Below are 20,693 nucleotides of genomic sequence, written 5' to 3'. Positions count from 1 at the left end.
AAGAAACAAAAGGGAAATGCATCTTTCCCTTTTGTATATTCGTTATTCTCGCGAAATACCATCCAACGTAGACAACACTTCCTCAGAAAGATGCAATTTTTCAGCAGCCATATTCTCCCGTAAATGCGCAACAGAAGACGTCCCTGGGATCAGCAAAATATTCGGTGAACGTTGTAACAGCCACGCCAGCGCCACCTGCATTGGTGTTGCACCCAGGCTCGCAGCAACATCGGAAAGCGTTGAAGATTGCAGCGGCGTAAAGCCCCCGAGCGGAAAGAACGGCACGTAGGCAATGCCGTCACGAGCCAAAGCATCAATCATTGCGTCATCAGCACGATGAGCAATGTTGTATTCGTTCTGCACACAGACGATTTCGGTAATCTTACGCGCCTCTGCAACCTGCGTCGGTGTAACGTTGCTCAGACCAATATGTTTTACCAGGCCTTGTTCTTGCATCTCTGCCAGCACGGTCAGGCTGGCTTCAATCGATCCTTCCGCTGGGCCATGACCATCCCCCATCATAACGCGCAGGTTAACCACATCCAGTACGTCCAGCCCGAGATTACGTAGATTATCGTGCACCGCTTTTTGCAACTCTGCCGGAGAAAATGCGGGCAACCAGGAGGCGTCCTCTCCACGCCGCGCCCCAATTTTAGTAACAATGGTCAGGTCGTCAGAGTAAGGATAAAGCGCTTCGCGGATAATCTGATTGGTGACGTGCGGACCATAAAAGTCGCTGGTATCAATGTGATTGACGCCCAATGCCAGCGCCTCGCGCAGCACAGTTATAGCGACGTGGCGATCTCTTGGGGGGCCAAAAACCCCAGGACCTGCCAGTTGCATCGCGCCATAACCAAGACGGTTAACGGATTTTGTACCGAGAGTAAATGTGTTGCTGCTCATCGCACCCTGCCCTGTAATAAAACGAATTCAGAAAAATCAGTATAGAAACGAAAAGAGTTAAATAATGCGAAGGCGTAAACAAGATTACTGGATGAGTTGCTCTATTGCCCTGAAAGACACCAAAACAAAACGCGTAAAGCCCCGCATTCGGCAATAAAAAAACCGCAACCTGTATCAGCGTTGCGGTTTAGGTATCACATGCTAAAAATTAGAACGTCCAGCATCAGGACGTTACTGTTTCGGTCGCAGATTCTCATCAAATACCAGGCGCTGCCTGCCAGGTTCAACTTCCCGCAATGGCTCGACTTGATGTAACGTCTGCTTACAGCGTGTCACCAGCACCTGGTACTCATGCGTACCCTGCTTTTTCCATGCCAACTCCTGCTCACTGAGTTCACGAATCGCTTTCGCCGGGCTGCCGACAATCAGGTAATTAGCTGGCATTTCTGCTTTGGCTTTCACAAATGCGGATGCGCCAACAATGCTGTTCTCGCCAATCACCGCACCGTCTATCACTACCGCGTTCATTCCCACTAATGCATTGCGGCGGATAATGCAGCCGTGAAGGATAGCGCTATGACCAATATGTCCATCTTCTTCCACGACAGTATCCTGCTCGGGAAAACCGTGCATAACGCAATTATCCTGAATGTTCGCGCCATCTTTCACCACGATACGACCAAAATCGCCACGCAGGCTGGCATTTGGCCCAACGTAAACGCCCTTGCCGAGAATAACATCGCCGATCAATACCGCTGTCGGATGGACAAAACTCTCTTCTGGCACAACCGGAGTCAGACCGTCTATCTGATAAATTGGCATAACGCCTCCTGTTCAATATTCAAGCCGCCAAAACGTTGAAAATACAGGCTTCCCGGCGCAGGCAATTCACCGACCGAGGTTTCACCTTTTTCACTAACGAACGCTAAAGCAGTAGGCGCTACGCGCTGATAAAGTTTGCCGATAAAGGTTTGGTAGTCGCGCAATATATCCGTAACCGTCGTCTCGATTTTTGTGCAGATGCGATTCGCCATGCCGCAGATGATGAAAAACTGGCAGGCATTGGCTTTCATTGGGGATTTTCCGACCAGAGTCATTTTTCAACGGTATTTAAGCAACGCTTTGGGATGACGCCAGGCGAGTATCGACGTAAATTCCGCTAACTAATTAGCGTTGCATGTACAGCAACGCTAATTAGTTAAAACAGATATTTGACTATTCATTTTCAGGGCGAAAGGCAATTTGACAGGAGTTTTTGAATAATCATCTTGTTTCCGGAAAATAGATTAATCGCCTTCTCCTGTAGCGTTATCCCGATAGTGCGGTTTTGCTATTAAAATTTTCGCACCCATTTACCGTTTATCCCTTGTACATATTCCCCCGGTTTGGCCCGAGCTACGAGCTTTTGCCCGGCGAGTTTCGCGATATCATCTACCGACACATTATTTTGCTTTGCCAGTTGTTGGTAACTCGCTTTACGTTCGGCATTAATGTCGGTTACTAATTTCTCTGTTTCAGCATCCGTTTTCAGCGCAACCAGATAACCATAAAATGTTTCACCTACCCGCCCCTGAGTTCTGGCTTCATCCAGAGTCAATGCCATTACATTGCTGCTTACCAAGCCAACAAGAAATGCACAAAGAAGTAATGTTCTTTTCATCATCACCTCAAAAAAGATCGCTACGGCTCTCAAGCAGCTCTTCGACATCTTTGTCTGCCTTGATGATGATCTCATGCTCAATTTTAACGTTCATATTGATAGTGATCGGTTCCTTAGGGGCAGCGACTTCAATGCGAGGCGTACAGCCAACCAGCATAAAAGATGACGTCAACGCAGCCAGTAAAATTTTCATTGTTTTTCCTCACACTCTTTTCCTTGCGGACAGTCATTTCCCGGCAGACGTGCGTTCTGCTCCAACCATGCCTGGAGATTATCGCCAAAGCGTAAACTGCGCCACAGCGTAAAAATATTCTCTTCATGATGGTAATTAAGATTTACCGTACCGCTTTTACCATCAACGCGACTGGTACCTGTAATGTTGGCCTGCATGGTTAATAAACCGAGATTATCTAAATTAATTTTTGTCGATGAACGGCTAATTTCCATATAGCGCAACCAGTTAATTGCTGAACCCGCAGTCATATTGTCTTTCACCACCGCATCTGCGGTGTCTTTATCCAGCCGCAAGGTCATTGGCCCGCTATTTGCCAGCCAACCATCTTTCACTATCCATTTTTCGTTGTTTAGCCATAACGGCAATGCACCACTAAATGCCCCGGACATGGCGAATTGTTTCGGATTGACGGCGCTAACCAGTTCGCTGGAGGAAAGATTATTCAGCCGCAACAGCGCCGGGTCATGTTGCGGCATACGTAATTGTTTCATCAGCACGTTACCGCCTAACACATCAACGCTAACATCAGTCAACAGCAATGGTTCTTCTTCAGTCCACGGATAACGCCCTTGCAAATCAGCCGTAATATTTTTCGCTGTCACCAGATTAATCACTTCGGCAATTCGCAACGTAACGGGGCCGCGAGTCCCCAGATGCCAGGCTCCATCGGCAAAACGGAAAGGCAGGACAAAATCGACACCGTTAACCTGATTATCTGGCATCCAGGCACTACCGCCTTTCAACACACCGTGCCCTCCCGCGCGGAATCCTTGTTCAGGCGCAGCAGAAAATGCGACCTGGGCATATAGTTCGCCATCGCGTAAGTTCATCTTCCAGTCGGGTGGCACCAGCGGCTGGAATACGGTCAGTGATTGTTTAGGCCACCAGGCATTACCGCGCAGACGAATACCGTCCCAGCGACCATTTACCCGAACCGGGCCAATCTCACCAGAATGTAAATCGCCTTTAAAGAGGAAATACGTCGGATCGCGTCCATCGACGCTAAATTTTAAGGTTGATGGCGGTAACACACTGCCGCCAGTGAACAGCGTTTGCCCGGCGTCCAGTGACAGCGCGCCGCTAAAGGAGGGATGCTGTGCGTCACGTACCCAGACGACGGGCTTGTCGAGAATTAGTCGCGGCTTTTCAACCGTCATCGTACCGTATTGTAACTGGTCGAAACCGGTGGAGAGATCGGTCAGCGTAATCGAGCTGTCATGCCACTCACCCTTTCCTGCGACATCCCAGGTGGCATTCATCGGTGTAAAACTGCCTTTTCCCCAGTAGCGCCACTGCCAGCGGCCAGCGTCAGGGAGAAAATCATTCGCCAGTCCATCCATATGCAGCACGAAATCGCCCAGTTCATTTTCATGCGCCTGCAAAATGGCCTGCAAACGTCCGTCAACACCACGTTGGGTGACTTTTACACCCGCTAAAGGCCAGCGGATTTCATCGATGTCCAGCGAATCGATGACTCTTCCCTTCGAACGTAATAACGCGCCTGGCTCAAAGGCCAGCGTTGGGTCAGTCAGACTTCCGCTTAGCTGCGCAGGTAAGCGGGCGTATAAAATGAGATCCGCCTGTTTCGCTTCACCGGTCAGTTGCATAGGCAGCTGGCTGTTATCCATGCTTAATTTTCCTGGGCCAAAATTAAGCACCGCGTTGCCTTTACCCGCTTGCCCCTGGGTCAGCACACTCAGTCGTCCGCTGACCAGAGCGTTCTCGAGCCCTGCCTGCCAGTTGTCGACTTTGACACCCAGTCGGCCACTCAAAGGAAAACCTGCATACGGCCAACTCCAGCGACCATCGCTTACGGTCAATTGTTGACGAGTAATTTGCCACGGCAGATCGAGCAACGGATCGCCGTTATCCCGTGCCACCACAATCAATTGCCCGCTATTTTCCTGCCAGTCCAGCTCTGCATCCACCAGTGAAGGCTCCTGCGGCAAGTTTAACGTCGCAGTAGCATGACCACTTACCGGAAGTCCATCCGGCACTAGCGGCATAGTAAATTCCCCCACCAGTTTAACCGGCGGCTGATTTTCAAACGCGACGACATCCAGTTCGCTGACTGTAAGTTGCTGCCCTTTCAGCTGGCCTTGAAATTTAACTTTTTCGCCCTGATAACGCAGTTGCTGGATATCAGAGGTTAATGCGAGAGAGAGTTTTCCCTGCCATTCCTGCCAGGGAGAAAAAATCAGTTTATCGATATTGATCCAGGTGTTAGGCAGCATGGACTGCCACTGCGCGAGGGTTTTTGGAGCAGCTGGCGATTGCTCCGTCTGCGGCAATTTCGCCAGACAAGCAGAATCAAGTTCTACCGTGCCGACGTTCAATAACCAGCGGCTGGGATGTGAAAGGCTGGCGTTGGTGATATGCGCAAGCTGACAATCTCCCACCAGATAACGGAGATCGGGAATGATTAAACCTTTACGCGTAATGCGTGGGCTTTCATCTAATGCAATACGTGTCCCGAGCGGTAGCCAGATGCCCGCCAGCGTGGGAACCCACAGCCCGAGCGTCATCAGCAGCGTCAACGGCACAAGAATAATCAGTAATAACAGCGCGAGAACGGCTTTATATTTACCCAGCATGGGTAGTTAATATCCTGATTTAGCGAAAAATTAAGCATTCAATACGGGTATTGTGGCATGTTTAACCGTTCAGTTGAAGGTTGCGCCTACACTAAGCATAGTTGTTGATGAATTTTTCAATATCGCCATAGCTTTCAATTATATTTGAAATTTTGTAAAATGTTTTTAGTAGCTTAAATGTGATTCAACATCACTGGAGAAAGTCTTATGAAACTCGCCGTTTATAGCACAAAACAGTACGACAAGAAGTACCTGCAACAGGTGAACGAGTCCTTTGGCTTTGAGCTGGAATTTTTTGACTTTCTGCTGACGGAAAAAACCGCTAAAACTGCCAATGGCTGCGAAGCGGTATGTATTTTCGTAAACGATGACGGCAGCCGCCCGGTGCTGGAAGAGCTGAAAAAGCACGGCGTTAAATATATCGCCCTGCGCTGTGCCGGTTTCAATAACGTCGACCTTGACGCGGCAAAAGAACTGGGGCTGAAAGTAGTCCGTGTTCCAGCCTATGATCCAGAAGCCGTTGCTGAACATGCCATCGGTATGATGATGACGCTGAACCGCCGTATTCACCGCGCGTATCAGCGTACCCGTGACGCCAACTTCTCTCTGGAAGGTCTGACCGGCTTTACTATGTATGGCAAAACGGCAGGCGTTATCGGTACCGGCAAAATCGGTGTGGCGATGCTGCGCATTCTGAAAGGTTTTGGTATGCGTCTGCTGGCGTTCGATCCGTATCCAAGTGCGGCGGCGCTGGAACTCGGTGTGGAGTATGTCGATCTGCCAACCCTGTTCTCTGAATCAGACGTTATCTCTCTGCACTGCCCGCTGACACCGGAAAACTACCATCTGTTGAACGAAGCCGCCTTCGATCAGATGAAAAATGGCGTGATGATCGTCAATACCAGTCGCGGTGCATTGATTGATTCTCAGGCGGCAATTGAAGCGCTGAAAAATCAGAAAATTGGTTCGTTGGGTATGGACGTGTATGAAAACGAACGCGATCTGTTCTTTGAAGATAAATCCAACGACGTAATCCAGGATGACGTATTCCGTCGTCTGTCTGCCTGCCACAACGTGCTGTTTACCGGGCACCAGGCATTCCTGACAGCAGAAGCGCTGACCAGTATTTCTCAGACTACGCTGCAAAACTTAAGCAATCTGGAAAAAGGCGAAACCTGCCCGAACGAACTGGTTTAATCTTGCCGCTCCCCTGCATTCCAGGGGAGCTTATTCAGATAATCCCCAAAGACCTTTCATCCTCTATTCTTAAAATAGCCCTGAGTCAGAAACTGTAATTGAGAACCACAATGAAGAAAGTAGCCGCGTTTGTTGCGCTAAGCCTGCTGATGGCGGGATGTGTAAGTAATGACAAAATTGCTGTAACCCCAGAACAGCTACAGCATCATCGCTTTGTGCTGGAAAGCGTAAACGGTAAGCCCGTGACCAGCGATAAAAATCCGCCAGAAATCAGCTTTGGTGAAAAAATGATGATTTCCGGCAGCATGTGTAACCGCTTTAGCGGTGAAGGCAAACTGTCTAATGGTGAACTGACAGCCAAAGGGCTGGCAATGACCCGTATGATGTGCGCTAACCCGCAGCTTAATGAACTCGATAACACCATTAGCGAAATGCTGAAAGAAGGTGCACAAGTGGATCTGACCGCGAACCAGTTAACGCTGGCGACCGCGAAACAGACATTAACTTATAAGCTGGCGGATTTAATGAATTAATAGCTGCCACAGCTCCCGGCGGCAAGTGACTGTTCGCTACAGCGTTTGCCGTTGGGTAATGCACACATCCCAATCGCCGTACCATCCAGTTGGCGGGCAACAGAAAGCGAACCGCCGATCATTGCACAATTTGCTTCTCCACTACTGGACATCGACGCTTTTAAACCTGGCGCTACGTGCGCCGCAGTCGCCTGCTGAACAGGTTCACTACTACACGCCGACAACAATAAAGCGGCACACCCTACCCAAAACGCTGCTCGCATCTTTTCTTCCTCTGATCTTCAAGCCAAACGACACCGCCATAAATAATAGGCAGCACAGAGGGCGACGTCGAGAGCTGTCCTGCGCGTTGCCCCGCATTTTTACTTTTTTATGGCTATTTTTTTGCCCTCTGTTTGATCAAAACATTCATTACACTGATATGGGGGACACAAAAGCGAAAATGCAGCAGAAAGCCATTTGCTAAAATTGAAATATAACTACTGGGCGCGCAGCAATTTCGTGCGCCCCTCATTTGCGCAATGTAAGGGTGTCATATGATCACAATTGACGGTAATGGCGCGGTAGCTTCGGTGGCGTTTCGCACCAGTGAAGTTATCGCCATCTACCCTATTACCCCCAGTTCCACGATGGCAGAACAGGCTGATGCCTGGGCCGGAAACGGCTTGAAAAACGTCTGGGGAGACACACCACGCGTGGTTGAAATGCAGTCGGAAGCAGGTGCTATCGCTACCGTGCATGGTGCTTTGCAAACTGGCGCCCTCTCAACATCATTTACGTCATCGCAGGGTTTGCTGCTGATGATCCCGACGCTGTACAAACTGGCAGGCGAACTGACGCCATTTGTCCTGCATGTAGCGGCACGTACCGTTGCCACACATGCACTCTCTATTTTTGGCGATCATTCCGACGTTATGGCGGTGCGCCAGACGGGTTGCGCGATGTTGTGTGCGGCTAACGTCCAGGAAGCGCAAGACTTTGCTCTCATTTCGCACATCGCAACGCTGAAGAGCCGCGTGCCATTTATTCATTTCTTTGATGGTTTCCGCACGTCCCACGAAATCAATAAAATTGTCCCGCTGGCCGATGACACTATTCTTGATCTCATGCCGCAGGCCGAAATTGATGCTCATCGCGCCCGGGCGCTCAACCCGGAACATCCGGTGATCCGCGGTACGTCCGCCAATCCTGACACTTATTTCCAATCTCGCGAAGCCACCAACCCCTGGTACAACGCGGTCTATGACCATGTTGAACAGGCGATGAATGATTTCGCTGCCGCGACAGGTCGTCAGTATCAGCCGTTTGAGTATTATGGGCATCCGCAAGCGGAACGGGTGATTATCCTGATGGGCTCAGCCATTGGCACCTGTGAAGAAGTGGTTGATGAATTGCTAACCCGTGGCGAAAAAGTCGGCGTGCTGAAAGTTCGCCTGTACCGTCCCTTCTCCGCCAAACACTTGCTACAAGCTCTGCCGGGATCCGTATGCAGCGTGGCGGTACTGGACAGAACCAAAGAACCCGGTGCCCAGGCAGAACCGCTCTATCTGGATGTGATGACCGCACTGGCAGAAGCCTTTAATAATGGCGAGCGCGAAACCCTGCCCCGTGTCATTGGTGGGCGCTATGGTCTTTCATCCAAAGAATTTGGCCCGGACTGTGTACTGGCGGTATTTGCCGAGCTCAACGCGGCTAAACCGAAAGCGCGCTTTACGGTTGGTATTTACGATGATGTGACCAATCTGTCACTGCCGTTGCCGGAAAACACCCTGCCAAACTCGGCGAAACTTGAAGCCTTGTTTTATGGCCTTGGTAGTGATGGCAGCGTTTCCGCGACCAAAAACAATATCAAGATTATCGGTAATTCCACGCCGTGGTACGCACAGGGCTATTTTGTTTACGACTCCAAAAAGGCGGGCGGCCTGACGGTTTCTCACCTTCGCGTGAGCGAGCAGCCGATTCGTTCCGCTTATCTGATTTCCCAGGCTGATTTTGTTGGCTGCCACCAGTTGCAGTTTATCGATAAATATCAGATGGCTGAACGTTTAAAACCTGGCGGCATTTTCCTGCTCAACACGCCGTACAGCGCAGATGAAGTATGGTCGCGCTTGCCGCAGGAAGTTCAGGCCGTGTTAAACCAGAAAAAAGCGCGCTTCTATGTGATTAACGCGGCGAAAATCGCCCGCGAATGTGGCCTGGCGGCCCGTATTAATACCGTCATGCAGATGGCTTTTTTCCATCTTACGCAAATTCTGCCTGGCGATAGCGCCCTCGCAGAATTGCAGGGTGCGATTGCCAAAAGTTACAGTAGCAAAGGTCAGGATCTGGTGGAACGCAACTGGCAGGCTCTGGCGCTGGCACGTGAATCCGTAGAAGAAGTTCCGCTGCAACCAGTAAATCCGCACAGCGCCAATCGACCGCCAGTGGTTTCCGATGCCGCCCCTGATTTCGTGAAAACCGTAACCGCGGCGATGCTCGCCGGGCTTGGTGATGCCCTCCCCGTTTCGGCGCTGCCGCCAGACGGCACCTGGCCGATGGGCACCACGCGCTGGGAAAAACGCAATATCGCCGAAGAGATCCCCATCTGGAAAGAGGAACTCTGTACCCAATGTAACCACTGCGTCGCTGCTTGCCCACACTCAGCTATTCGCGCAAAAGTGGTACCGCCTGAAGCGATGGAAAACGCCCCTGCCAGCCTGCATTCGCTGGATGTGAAATCGCGTGATATGCGCGGGCAGAAATATGTCTTGCAGGTGGCTCCGGAAGATTGCACCGGTTGTAACCTGTGCGTCGAAGTTTGCCCGGCGAAAGACCGTCAGAATCCAGAGATTAAAGCCATCAATATGATGTCGCGGCTGGAACATGTCGAAGAAGAGAAAATCAATTACGATTTCTTCCTCAACCTGCCAGAAATCGACCGTAGCAAACTGGAACGTATTGATATTCGTACATCGCAACTGATTACACCGCTGTTTGAATATTCAGGTGCTTGCTCTGGTTGTGGCGAGACGCCGTATATTAAATTGCTGACTCAGCTCTATGGCGACCGGATGTTGATCGCTAACGCTACGGGTTGTTCTTCAATTTATGGCGGTAACCTGCCCTCTACACCGTATACTACCGATGCCAACGGTCGTGGACCGGCATGGGCGAACTCGCTGTTTGAAGATAACGCCGAATTTGGCCTTGGTTTCCGCCTGACGGTCGATCAACACCGTGTCCGCGTGCTGCGTCTGCTGGATCAATTTGCCGATAAAATTCCGACGGAATTACTGAATGCGTTGAAATCAGACGCCACGCCAGAGGTTCGTCGTGAACAGGTTGCAGCTTTACGCCAGCAACTCAACGATGTTGCCGAAGCACATGAACTGCTACGTGACGCAGATGCACTGGTGGAAAAATCAATCTGGCTGATTGGTGGCGATGGCTGGGCTTACGATATCGGCTTTGGCGGTCTGGATCATGTATTGAGTTTGACGGAAAACGTCAACATTCTGGTGCTGGATACGCAATGCTATTCCAACACCGGTGGTCAGGCATCGAAAGCGACACCGCTGGGTGCAGTAACTAAGTTTGGCGAGCATGGCAAACGTAAAGCGCGTAAAGATCTTGGCGTCAGTATGATGATGTACGGTCATGTTTATGTGGCGCAGATTTCTCTCGGCGCGCAGCTGAACCAGACGGTGAAAGCGATTCAGGAAGCGGAAGCGTATCCGGGACCATCGCTGATCATTGCTTATAGCCCGTGTGAAGAGCATGGTTACGATCTGGCTCTCAGCCACGACCAGATGCGCCAACTCACTGCTACCGGCTTCTGGCCGCTATATCGCTTTGATCCGCGTCGTGCCGATGAAGGCAAACTGCCGCTGGCGCTGGATTCACGCCCGCCGTCAGAAGCACTGGAAGAAACGTTACTTCATGAGCAACGTTTCCGTCGTCTGAATTCGCAGCAGCCAGAAGTGGCAGAACAGTTATGGAAAGATGCTGCAGCTGATTTGCAAAAACGCTATGACTTCCTGGCACAAATGGCCGGAAAAGCGGAAAAAAGCAACACCGATTAAATGCTCTGGATAAGGATTATCCAATTCTAAAAAAAAGCCCGGACGACTGTTCGGGCTTGTCTTTTTATATGTTGGAAAATCAGTGGCAATGCAATGGCCCAACAGAAAATAAAATCTGTGACAATAAAGGCATATAACCCGCGAAGAATAACGCATCACTATTTAAATGTATAATTTTTATTTTGTATATGTCGCCAACAATATATTCACCAAACTTATCATCATTTCCGTAGAATTATTTGATTAAGGTTTTACTTAAGGCGTAACAAATGATATTTATCGGCTAACGGAACTTCTCCTTTAGGATGTTTTCACTCCCCAAAATGGGGATGAAAAGGCAAATAAAATAACTAAAGGATTTATTCAATGAAAAGCAAAGTACTGGCACTTTTAATTCCTGCCCTGCTCGCCGCAGGTGCTGCACATGCAGCCGAAGTTTATAATAAAGACGGCAACAAATTAGATCTGTATGGCAAAGTTGATGGCCTGCATTATTTTTCTGATAATTCAGCGAAAGATGGCGACCAGAGCTATGCGCGTCTGGGTTTTAAAGGCGAAACCCAAATTAACGATCAACTCACTGGCTACGGTCAATGGGAATACAATATTCAGGCAAACAACACTGAATCTTCAACAAACCAGTCATGGACCCGTCTGGCATTTGCCGGACTGAAATTTGCAGATTACGGTTCTTTCGATTACGGACGTAATTATGGCGTAATGTACGACATCGAAGGCTGGACCGATATGCTGCCTGAATTTGGCGGTGACTCTTATACCAATGCAGACAACTTTATGACTGGTCGTGCCAACGGCGTCGCGACTTATCGTAATACTGATTTCTTCGGTCTGGTAAATGGTCTGAACTTCGCAGTGCAGTATCAAGGTAACAACGAAGGTGCCAGTAATGGTCAGGAAGGCACCAACAACGGACGTGATGTTCGCCATGAAAACGGTGACGGCTGGGGTCTTTCCACAACATATGATTTAGGCATGGGCTTTAGCGCTGGTGCGGCATACACCTCATCTGACCGCACCAATGACCAGGTTAACCATACTGCGGCAGGTGGTGATAAAGCAGACGCGTGGACTGCTGGGCTAAAATACGATGCTAACAATATTTACCTGGCAACCATGTATTCAGAAACGCGTAACATGACCCCGTTTGGCGACAGCGATTATGCAGTTGCGAACAAAACCCAGAACTTTGAAGTTACTGCACAGTACCAGTTTGATTTTGGTCTGCGTCCGGCAGTCTCTTTCCTGATGTCTAAAGGCCGTGACCTTCACGCTGCCGGTGGTGCAGACAACCCGGCAGGTGTTGATGATAAAGATCTGGTTAAATACGCCGATGTTGGCGCGACTTACTATTTCAACAAAAATATGTCCACCTACGTTGACTATAAAATCAACCTGTTGGATGAAGATGACAGCTTCTACGCTGCCAACGGCATCTCTACCGATGATATTGTCGCTTTAGGTCTGGTTTATCAGTTCTAAATCCTCCTGCCCGCTGTTATGGCGGGCTTTTTCTGCTTATTCTTCCTCCTTTGATCTAAATTAAAAATGTGAACTCCGTCATTACACAAAAAGTGTCATCTGGCGTTACACTTTATGCGGATACTAAAACAGGAGGTTTTATGAACAGAACGATTCTTGTCCCTATCGATATTTCCGATTCAGAATTAACTCAACGCGTGATTAGCCACGTTGAGGCAGAGGCAAAGATTGATGATGCAGAGGTTCATTTCCTGACGGTAATACCTTCACTGCCCTACTATGCTTCTCTGGGTTTAGCGTATTCCGCAGAATTACCGGCAATGGATGACCTGAAAGCGGAAGCCAAATCGCAACTGGAAGAGATCATTAAAAAATTTAAACTGCCAACCGACAGAGTGCATGTCCATGTTGAGGAAGGCTCGCCCAAAGACCGCATTCTGGAATTGGCGAAGAAGATCCCCGCTCATATGATCATCATTGCTTCCCATCGACCGGATATCACCACTTATCTGCTCGGTTCTAACGCCGCAGCTGTCGTGCGTCACGCAGAGTGCTCCGTGCTGGTTGTGCGCTGACACTAACGCCCGCACATTGCTGCGGGCTTTTTGATTCATTTCGCAAATGTGCTGACATTTTCCCCTCTAATCCGTACCATACACGCCACAGTTTTTATATCAGATTTCTTATGCTGGGCGTTCCGGCATGACGCATACTCTTCTGATGCCATATAACGAATTGAGTCGCTTTTAAATGTCGCAAAATCAAGAAATTAGTAAGAAAGAACAATACAACCTGAACAAATTACAAAAACGTCTGCGTCGTAATGTGGGCGAAGCCATTGCTGACTTCAATATGATTGAAGAAGGCGATCGCATCATGGTTTGCCTCTCAGGGGGTAAAGACAGCTATACCATGCTGGAGATTCTGCGCAATTTGCAGCAAAGCGCGCCAATCAATTTTTCGCTGGTGGCTGTCAACCTCGATCAAAAACAACCGGGCTTCCCGGAACACGTTCTGCCCGAGTATCTTGAAAAGCTGGGCGTTGAGTACAAGATTGTGGAAGAGAACACTTACGGTATCGTGAAAGAGAAGATTCCGGAGGGCAAAACCACTTGCTCACTGTGTTCTCGTCTTCGTCGCGGTATCCTTTATCGCACCGCAACGGAACTGGGAGCGACGAAGATCGCGCTTGGTCACCATCGTGACGATATCCTGCAAACGCTGTTCTTAAATATGTTCTACGGCGGCAAGATGAAAGGTATGCCTCCGAAACTGATGAGCGATGATGGCAAACATATCGTGATTCGTCCGCTGGCCTACTGCCGCGAGAAAGATATTCAGCGCTTTGCCGATGCAAAAGCGTTCCCGATTATTCCGTGCAACCTGTGCGGTTCACAGCCTAACCTGCAACGTCAGGTGATTGCTGACATGTTGCGTGACTGGGATAAACGTTATCCGGGGCGTATCGAGACGATGTTCAGCGCGATGCAGAATGTGGTGCCATCGCATCTGTGCGATACCAACCTGTTCGATTTCAAAGGCATTACCCACGGTTCTGAAGTGGTTAACGGGGGTGATCTGGCGTTTGATCGCGAAGAGATCCCTCTACAACCGGCGGGCTGGCAGCCTGAAGAAGATGAAAATCAGTTGGATGAGTTACGACTGAATGTGGTTGAAGTGAAATAACCCGGATAGCGCCCGATGCGCAAGCTTATCGGGCTACTCTTATGGAGGCCGGAGAAGACGCGGCCAGCGTCGCATCCGGCAATCCCGAAGAAGATATTGACTCTTGCACCCTGCGATTCAACATTTCATTATTTTAATAACCGCACCCGGCACGTTTTTCCTTTAATCTTCCCGCCCTGTAACTGTTTCCATGCTTTATGAGCAACAGCCTGACGCACCGCGACATAGACATGCGCCGGATGCACGGCGATTTTGCCAATATCTGCGCCATCAAGCCCGATGTCTCCTGTCAGCGCACCTAATACATCACCCGGGCGCATTTTGGCTTTTTTCCCGCCATCGATACATAACGTTGCCATTTCTGCTTCCAGCGGCACAATGGAACTATTAACTGGCGGCGTTTGCCAGTTAAGTTTTATCTGCAACATGTCAGAAATGATATTGGCCCGCTGTGCTTCTTCCGGGGCACAGAAACTGATCGCCAGACCGCTATTTCCTGCACGAGCTGTACGGCCGATGCGATGTACATGAACTTCAGGGTCCCACGCCAGTTCAAAGTTCACCACCAGCTCAAGCGATTTAATATCCAGACCACGCGCAGCAACATCAGTCGCAACCAGTACACGGGCGCTACCGTTAGCAAAACGTACCAGGGTCTGATCGCGATCACGTTGCTCCAGATCGCCGTGTAACGACAATGCACTTTGCCCTACTTCATTCAGCGCGTCGCAGACAGCCTGGCAATCTTTTTTGGTATTGCAAAACACCACGCAAGAGGATGGCTGATGCAAGCTTAATAACCGTTGCAACAACGGAATTTTGCCTTTGCTGGATGTCTCATAAAATTGTTGTTCAATAGGTGGCAGAGCATCTGTTGAGTCAATTTCAATCGCTAAAGGATCGCGTTGCACTCGTCCGCTGATTGCGGTGATGGCTTCCGGCCAGGTTGCCGAAAACAAAAGCGTCTGTCGAGATGCAGGCGCAAAACGGATGACATCATCAATGGCATCGCTAAATCCCATATCCAGCATGCGGTCGGCCTCATCCATCACCAAAGTATTCAGCGCATCCAGTGATACCGTGCCTTTTTGCAAGTGATCCAGCAAACGACCCGGCGTTGCCACGATAATATGCGGCGCATGTTGCAACGAATCACGCTGCATACCGAACGGTTGACCACCGCACAACGTCAAAATTTTGGTATTTGGCAGAAAACGCGCCAGCCGACGCAATTCACCTGCCACCTGATCCGCCAGTTCACGCGTAGGACACAGCACTAAAGCCTGGGTTTGAAATAGCGACGCATCAATTTGATGTAACAAGCCGAGGCCAAAAGCCGCCGTTTTGCCGCTGCCGGTTTTCGCCTGCACGCGAACATCTTTTCCGGCAAGGATCGCCGGAAGCGCGGCGGCCTGCACCGGCGTCATGGTTAAATAACCCAACTCATTAAGGTTTGTGAGTTGGGCGGGAGGCAAAACATTCAGGGTAGAAAAAGCGGTCACAATCTATTCTCGTGGTCATCGACGCAAAGTTAGCAGGCGCGTATCCTCGCAGATCTACGCTCACGATGCGACAATTTAATCGGTTCTTCATCGGGTGGTGGGTCAGGCATGGGTTGCGGGCGAGGGATCGGATCGGGCACTGGAACAGGATCGCCAGGAATCGGTTCAGGGACAGGAATTTGCAAATAAATAAGTGTCGTCATATTTCCCTCCGGTCATTGGGTGGACTCTTAAAGGGTAGACGCTGATAAATAACAGGCAAAAAAAAGCCGACTCATCAAAGTCGGCGTCGTACGAATCAATTGTGCTATGCAGTAATTCAAAAAAGGAAGTAAGACAATATGGAGCGCAACGCCCATCGCTTGACGTTGCATTCACCTGCAAGAGAGATATTGCCCTGAATGGGTAGAGAGTTTATTGACTTCGCTCAAACTTTGCGGCGTTTTTGTATACAGACAGCCGGGAAAATTGCTTTTGTTACAACCATTTACTACGATGCAACCATAAAGCAACACCACCAATAAGAACAACTAACAGAATACAAAAAATTGAAAATCCGAATTGCCATCCACCGCCAGGGATCCCACCAAGGTTGACGCCAAATAACCCTGTCAGAAACGTACTGGGTAAAAAGACCATTGCCATCAACGACATTGTATAAGTACGACGCGCTAAATTTTCCTGCATCACCTGAGCGATTTCATCCGCCATCACGCCAGTCCGTGCTATACAGGCGTCGATTTCGTCAAGGCCGCGCCCAAGGCGATCGGCAATATCCTGCATCCGACGGCGTTGGTCATCGCTCATCCACGGCAAACGTTCACTGGCAAGACGAGCATAAACATCACGTTGCGGTGCCATATAGCGACGCATCACAATTAATTGTTTGCGCAGCAGAGCCAGGAATCCACGCGGTGGAATTTGCTGATCAAGGAGATTATCTTCAAGGTCGATAATTTTATCGTGCAGCTGCTCGATAAATTCGCTGGAATGATCGGTCAACGCATCGCACACATCCACCAGCCATCCCCCGCAATCGGTCGGACCCGTGCCCTCTTCCAGATCGCTTACCACATCGTCCAGCGCCAGCACTTTGCGTTGTCGGGTCGAAACAATTAACCGCCCGTCCATATATACACGCATGGCGACCAGTTGATCGGGGCGTTCATCGGTGCTGCCGTTTATACAGCGCAATGTAATCAGCGTGCCTTCACCGAGACGGCTGACTCGGGGCCGTGTGCTCTCGCCCGCCAGCGCATCACGTACGTTATTGGGAAGCAGCGGTGTTGTCGCCAGCCATTGGGCGCTATCATGGTGTACATAATTAAGGTGGAGCCAGCAGGGATGCGCTTCATCAATCACATCTGTATTTTCCAGCGGTTTAACGCCGCCTCTACCATCCAGCATCCATGCAAATACTGCATCCGGGACATTAACGTCCGATCCCTTAATCGCTTCCACAGTGCCTCCATCATCAACGCATTATTTTGTAGTCTAGCCTTCTGGCCCTGTTACGCAACATCTCATCACCCCATTACCCTGAAATGATTAATAAAATTCTGTCTAAATTGAATACAAAAAGCAAAATGCTTTTCCATATACAAACCGTGTGAAGTGTTAAATAGCGTCTATCATTATCAGAATTATCTGATCACATGACGTGGCTTTTTTGCGATCGGATAGCAACAAAAATTGATAAAAATAACGGGATCTCAATGATTACGCACAACTTCAATACCCTGGACTTACTCACCAGTCCTGTCTGGATCGTTTCGCCCTTTGAGGAACAGTTAATTTATGCCAACAGCGCGGCGCGACTGTTGATGCAAGACCTCACGTTTAGTCAGCTACGAACCGGTCCCTATTCCGTCTCCTCACAAAAAGAACTGCCGAAATACCTCTCCGATCTGCAAAACCAACACGATATTATCGAAATCCTCACCGTTCAACGTAAAGAAGAGGAAACAGCATTAAGCTGTCGGCTTGTTTTGCGAGAGCTGACAGAAGCAGAACCGGTGATTATTTTCGAAGGTATCGAAGCGCCGGCAACGCTGGGTTTAAAAGCCAGTCGCTCGGCAAATTATCAGCGCAAAAAACAAGGTTTTTATGCGCGCTTTTTTCTGACTAACTCTGCACCAATGTTGTTGATTGACCCCTCACGAGATGGCCAAATCGTCGATGCTAACCTCGCCGCGCTCAATTTCTATGGCTATAACCATGAAACGATGTGCCAGAAACATACCTGGGAAATTAATATGCTCGGGCGTCGCGTCATGCCTATCATGCATGAAATCTCGCATTTACCCGGTGGTCATAAGCCTTTGAATTTTGTTCATAAACTGGCGGATGGTTCGACTCGTCATGTGCAGACCTATGCCGGTCCGATTGAAATTTATGGCGACAAGCTCATGTTATGTATTGTGCATGATATTACTGAGCAAAAACGGCTGGAGGAGCAGCTGGAACATGCTGCCCACCATGACGCGATGACCGGATTACTGAATCGGCGACAGTTTTATCACATTACCGAGCCAGGCCAAATGCAGCACCTCGCCATCGCTCAGGATTACAGCTTATTGCTCATCGACACCGATCGTTTTAAACACATTAACGATCTCTATGGGCATTCTAAAGGTGATGAGGTGTTATGCGCCCTCGCCCGCACCCTCGAAAGTTGCGCTCGCAAAGGCGATTTGGTGTTTCGTTGGGGAGGCGAAGAGTTTGTCTTATTGCTACCAAGAACCCCACTGGATACCGCGCTTTCGCTGGCTGAAACTATCCGCGTAAGCGTGGCAAAAGTGAGTATTTCGGGCTTACCACGCTTTACCGTCAGCATTGGTGTGGCGCATCACGAAGGAAATGAAAGCATCGATGAGCTGTTTAAACGCGTTGATGATGCTTTGTATCGGGCGAAAAATGATGGACGCAACCGCGTGCTGGCGGCATAAGCCGCGGATGCGTCTCGAGATCAACGACTGCGCTTAGCGTGGCGCTCCCAGTTTTCTTGCTTTGCCTGTGCCGTTTTACGTAGTGCGACGTAACACGCCCCGCTGCCGCCATGATGCGGTAGCGCGGTACAATATGCCTGGACATCATCAAATTCGGTCAACCAGCGCGCCACATAGCTGCGGACAATATTGGCATGCGATTTATCTTCCCGCCCTTTGCCATGAATAATCAGCACATTACGCAAACCATCCGCCAGGGCTTGTTGAATGAAACTGAACACCATTTTGCGGCACTCTTCCACCGGCTGGCGCAAAAGATTCAGGCTCGCCTGTTGCGGATATTTACCACTGCGCAGCTTATCCAGCACCCCATGTTGCAACCCTTCCCGCCGAAACTCCAGCGGCTGAGTTAGCGGGATGATGTCGAGAAATCCAGTGGTGAGGAAATTATCAAGTTGCAGCGTGTCGATACGCTGCGGCGCACGTTGGTTACGCATTGGATGCCAGTGGACATCTGTAGCACGTTTCAGCGGCTGGACATCTTCCATGGCGTCAAGAAACAGCGATTTGTCGTCAAGGTTCATGTTACATCCTCCCGCAATTAAGAGCGCGATATGATAACCAGACCGGGCTGGTCCAACAACGTATTACCCAAATTTCCAGTAATAAGTTCCAAATGTTGCCGATATTTTAAGCAAAATGCTTATGCATGATTATTCATTCACTATATTAATAATGTAACTTATATTTTCGTGAAATCTGTCACTGAAGAAAATTGGCAACTAAAGGTTAAAACCGTTATAACACAGTCACCGGCGCAGAGGAGACCATGCCGGATTTAAGACGCGGATGCACTGCTGTGTGTACTGTAGAGTCTGGCGGATGTCGACAGACTCTATTTTTTTATGCAGTTTTAACTTTGCAGATAGCCGCATTCTCGCCGAAATTGCGTGATTAATGACGCGGTCAGTGGTGTCTGGCGACTATCACGCCGCTGAATCAAATAATAGGTCGCTTTCGGTAAAATTTCGCTAACCGGCAACATCACCAGCCCCTGTCCGTGCAAGGGATCGCAGCCCATTTCTTCAGGTAGTATGCTGAGAAAATCGCTTTTTGCCACCAGACTGATACAGGCTGAGAACGTCTCGCAGACTACGCCGACCTGTGGCGTTTGCGCCTGATCGTCAAGCAATTCACTCAACTGTTTGTAGTAGCTGCCGTGTGGCGTCGGCATTGTCCAGCTGTAGTCCAGTAACTGTTTGATCGAACGGGCACCAATGGCGGGATGTCCCGGGCGGCAAAAGATCGCGAATTGCTTTTCCAGTAATTTCTCAAAAGTAAATTCGTGGTCGTAGGGTCCCTGATAATAGGTATTGATGGTGAAATCCAGTTCTCCCTGGCGCAATTCATTAATCATCGACACCAGTTGCCCTTCCATAATGCGTACTTTTACCTGCGGATGCTGCTGATGAAAACGAGATATGACAGCTGGCATCAGACTGCGGGAAATACTGGCCCCCATGCCGATATTAATTTGCCCTGCCAGTTGCCCTTGTCGTTGGCGAATATCCTCTTGCGCTGCGCGCAGCTCTTCAAGAATAAGACTGGCGTGCTGATAAAAACTTTCACCGGCATCAGTTAACGTCACGCCTTTACTACGGCGAAAAAAGAGTTGTGCCGCCAACCCTTCTTCCAGCTCCTGAATAGATTTACTCAGTGCCGGTTGCGACATATTCAACATTCGGCTCGCTCCGCGAATGCTGCCCTGACGAGCCACTTCAACAAAAGCCCGAATTTGATGAATTTTTACCTGAAAAGCCATGACGCCACCGATAACCGTTATTTATCAGACCAAAGAAACTGGCATCTACTTT

Annotated in this window: 19 protein-coding genes and 2 pseudogenes; 8 read left to right on the top strand and 13 right to left on the bottom strand. The window is 49.5% G+C overall.

Annotated features, from left to right (window positions below; translation table 11 throughout):
* Positions 1 to 42: 42 nt before the first annotated feature.
* From pdxI to ACJHX7_RS17170, 3 genes and pseudogenes are all read right to left on the bottom strand, one after another.
* Positions 43 to 903, bottom strand: a complete 861-nt coding sequence (gene pdxI / locus ACJHX7_RS17180; RefSeq protein ID WP_000097798.1) for a pyridoxine 4-dehydrogenase — start codon at positions 901 to 903, stop codon at positions 43 to 45.
* A gap of 231 nt (positions 904 to 1,134) precedes the next feature.
* On the bottom strand, positions 1,135 to 1,725 hold the full coding sequence (paaY, locus tag ACJHX7_RS17175; protein ID WP_001123442.1) for a phenylacetic acid degradation protein PaaY: 591 nt from the start codon (positions 1,723 to 1,725) through the stop codon (positions 1,135 to 1,137).
* Positions 1,707 to 1,859 (bottom strand): annotated as a pseudogene (locus ACJHX7_RS17170) (phenylacetic acid degradation operon negative regulatory protein PaaX); the annotation flags it as partial. The pseudogene ACJHX7_RS17170 and the gene paaY, both read right to left, overlap by 19 nt.
* Here ACJHX7_RS17170 and ACJHX7_RS17165 point away from each other — a divergent pair.
* A pseudogene (locus tag ACJHX7_RS17165) lies at positions 1,860 to 2,066 on the top strand (helix-turn-helix domain-containing protein); the annotation flags it as partial.
* A 170-nt stretch (positions 2,067 to 2,236) separates the two neighbouring features.
* Here the strand turns inward: ACJHX7_RS17165 and ACJHX7_RS17160 are convergent.
* From ACJHX7_RS17160 to ACJHX7_RS17150, 3 genes are read right to left on the bottom strand one after another with little or no spacing between them, the layout of a single operon-like run.
* The gene (locus ACJHX7_RS17160) at positions 2,237 to 2,563 is read right to left on the bottom strand and encodes a YdbL family protein (protein ID WP_094030102.1); all 327 of its coding nucleotides are present in this window, start codon (positions 2,561 to 2,563) and stop codon (positions 2,237 to 2,239) included.
* A 7-nt stretch (positions 2,564 to 2,570) separates the two neighbouring features.
* Entirely contained in the window at positions 2,571 to 2,756 is a 186-nt protein-coding gene (locus ACJHX7_RS17155; RefSeq protein ID WP_094030103.1) for a YnbE family lipoprotein, read from the bottom strand.
* Positions 2,753 to 5,392: a YdbH family protein gene (locus ACJHX7_RS17150; RefSeq protein WP_094030104.1), complete on the bottom strand. Its 2,640-nt coding sequence runs from the start codon at positions 5,390 to 5,392 to the stop codon at positions 2,753 to 2,755. The genes ACJHX7_RS17155 and ACJHX7_RS17150 overlap by 4 nt, the downstream gene beginning before the upstream one ends.
* A 207-nt stretch (positions 5,393 to 5,599) precedes the next feature.
* Here ACJHX7_RS17150 and ldhA point away from each other — a divergent pair, with 207 nt between their 5' ends.
* Both ldhA and hslJ read left to right on the top strand, forming a co-directional pair.
* The gene (gene ldhA, locus ACJHX7_RS17145; RefSeq protein ID WP_000762229.1) at positions 5,600 to 6,589 is read left to right on the top strand and encodes a D-lactate dehydrogenase; all 990 of its coding nucleotides are present in this window, start codon (positions 5,600 to 5,602) and stop codon (positions 6,587 to 6,589) included.
* A 110-nt stretch (positions 6,590 to 6,699) separates the two neighbouring features.
* Positions 6,700 to 7,122 (top strand): heat shock protein HslJ, encoded by a 423-nt coding sequence (gene hslJ / locus ACJHX7_RS17140; RefSeq protein WP_001298828.1) that lies wholly within the window; start codon positions 6,700 to 6,702, stop codon positions 7,120 to 7,122.
* Here the strand turns inward: hslJ and ACJHX7_RS17135 are convergent.
* A complete protein-coding gene (locus tag ACJHX7_RS17135; protein WP_001295715.1) occupies positions 7,119 to 7,385 on the bottom strand; it encodes a DUF333 domain-containing protein in 267 nt (88 codons plus the stop codon). The two genes, hslJ and ACJHX7_RS17135, sit on opposite strands and share 4 nt — an antisense overlap.
* A gap of 273 nt (positions 7,386 to 7,658) precedes the next feature.
* Between ACJHX7_RS17135 and nifJ the strand changes: the two genes are divergently transcribed.
* The 4 genes from nifJ (at position 7,659) to ttcA (ending at position 14,369) form a co-directional block, all read left to right on the top strand.
* On the top strand, positions 7,659 to 11,183 hold the full coding sequence (gene nifJ / locus ACJHX7_RS17130) for a pyruvate:ferredoxin (flavodoxin) oxidoreductase (protein WP_094030105.1): 3,525 nt from the start codon (positions 7,659 to 7,661) through the stop codon (positions 11,181 to 11,183).
* A gap of 366 nt (positions 11,184 to 11,549) precedes the next feature.
* Positions 11,550 to 12,683: a porin OmpN gene (gene ompN, locus ACJHX7_RS17125; RefSeq protein WP_000837933.1), complete on the top strand. Its 1,134-nt coding sequence runs from the start codon at positions 11,550 to 11,552 to the stop codon at positions 12,681 to 12,683.
* Between the two features lie 140 nt (positions 12,684 to 12,823).
* Complete coding sequence (gene uspF, locus ACJHX7_RS17120) at positions 12,824 to 13,258, top strand: universal stress protein UspF (RefSeq protein ID WP_001295593.1); 435 nt, start codon at positions 12,824 to 12,826, stop codon at positions 13,256 to 13,258.
* A 175-nt stretch (positions 13,259 to 13,433) separates the two neighbouring features.
* Positions 13,434 to 14,369, top strand: coding sequence for a tRNA 2-thiocytidine(32) synthetase TtcA (gene ttcA / locus ACJHX7_RS17115; RefSeq protein WP_000081418.1), 936 nt, complete (start codon positions 13,434 to 13,436; stop codon positions 14,367 to 14,369).
* 128 nt (positions 14,370 to 14,497) lie between these two features.
* Here the strand turns inward: ttcA and dbpA are convergent, their stop codons facing one another.
* The 4 genes from dbpA to ydaN all read right to left on the bottom strand — a co-directional run bounded on the left by dbpA (position 14,498) and on the right by ydaN (position 17,393).
* Complete coding sequence (gene dbpA, locus ACJHX7_RS17110; RefSeq protein WP_094030107.1) at positions 14,498 to 15,871, bottom strand: ATP-dependent RNA helicase DbpA; 1,374 nt, start codon at positions 15,869 to 15,871, stop codon at positions 14,498 to 14,500.
* 29 nt (positions 15,872 to 15,900) lie between these two features.
* On the bottom strand, positions 15,901 to 16,074 hold the full coding sequence (gene ynaL, locus ACJHX7_RS17105; RefSeq protein WP_001296046.1) for a protein YnaL: 174 nt from the start codon (positions 16,072 to 16,074) through the stop codon (positions 15,901 to 15,903).
* 274 nt (positions 16,075 to 16,348) lie between these two features.
* Positions 16,349 to 17,332, bottom strand: coding sequence for a zinc transporter ZntB (gene zntB, locus ACJHX7_RS17100; protein WP_000387388.1), 984 nt, complete (start codon positions 17,330 to 17,332; stop codon positions 16,349 to 16,351).
* A gap of 13 nt (positions 17,333 to 17,345) precedes the next feature.
* On the bottom strand, positions 17,346 to 17,393 hold the full coding sequence (ydaN, locus tag ACJHX7_RS17095) for a protein YnaN (RefSeq protein ID WP_211180494.1): 48 nt from the start codon (positions 17,391 to 17,393) through the stop codon (positions 17,346 to 17,348).
* 193 nt (positions 17,394 to 17,586) lie between these two features.
* Here ydaN and dgcM point away from each other — a divergent pair, with 193 nt between their 5' ends.
* Entirely contained in the window at positions 17,587 to 18,819 is a 1,233-nt protein-coding gene (gene dgcM / locus ACJHX7_RS17090; protein WP_001361837.1) for a diguanylate cyclase DgcM, read from the top strand.
* Between the two features lie 20 nt (positions 18,820 to 18,839).
* Here dgcM and smrA read toward each other — a convergent pair whose 3' ends face one another.
* Together smrA and ACJHX7_RS17080 are read right to left on the bottom strand one after the other, a co-directional pair.
* Positions 18,840 to 19,403, bottom strand: coding sequence for a DNA endonuclease SmrA (gene smrA, locus ACJHX7_RS17085; RefSeq protein WP_032171189.1), 564 nt, complete (start codon positions 19,401 to 19,403; stop codon positions 18,840 to 18,842).
* Between the two features lie 329 nt (positions 19,404 to 19,732).
* Positions 19,733 to 20,641 (bottom strand): LysR family transcriptional regulator, encoded by a 909-nt coding sequence (locus ACJHX7_RS17080; RefSeq protein WP_000885457.1) that lies wholly within the window; start codon positions 20,639 to 20,641, stop codon positions 19,733 to 19,735.
* Positions 20,642 to 20,693: the final 52 nt, after the last annotated feature.

This window comes from Escherichia sp. WS1451 (assembly GCF_046487365.1).
GTDB lineage: Bacteria > Pseudomonadota > Gammaproteobacteria > Enterobacterales > Enterobacteriaceae > Escherichia > Escherichia coli.
This window is presented reverse-complemented; position numbering and strand designations above follow the sequence as displayed.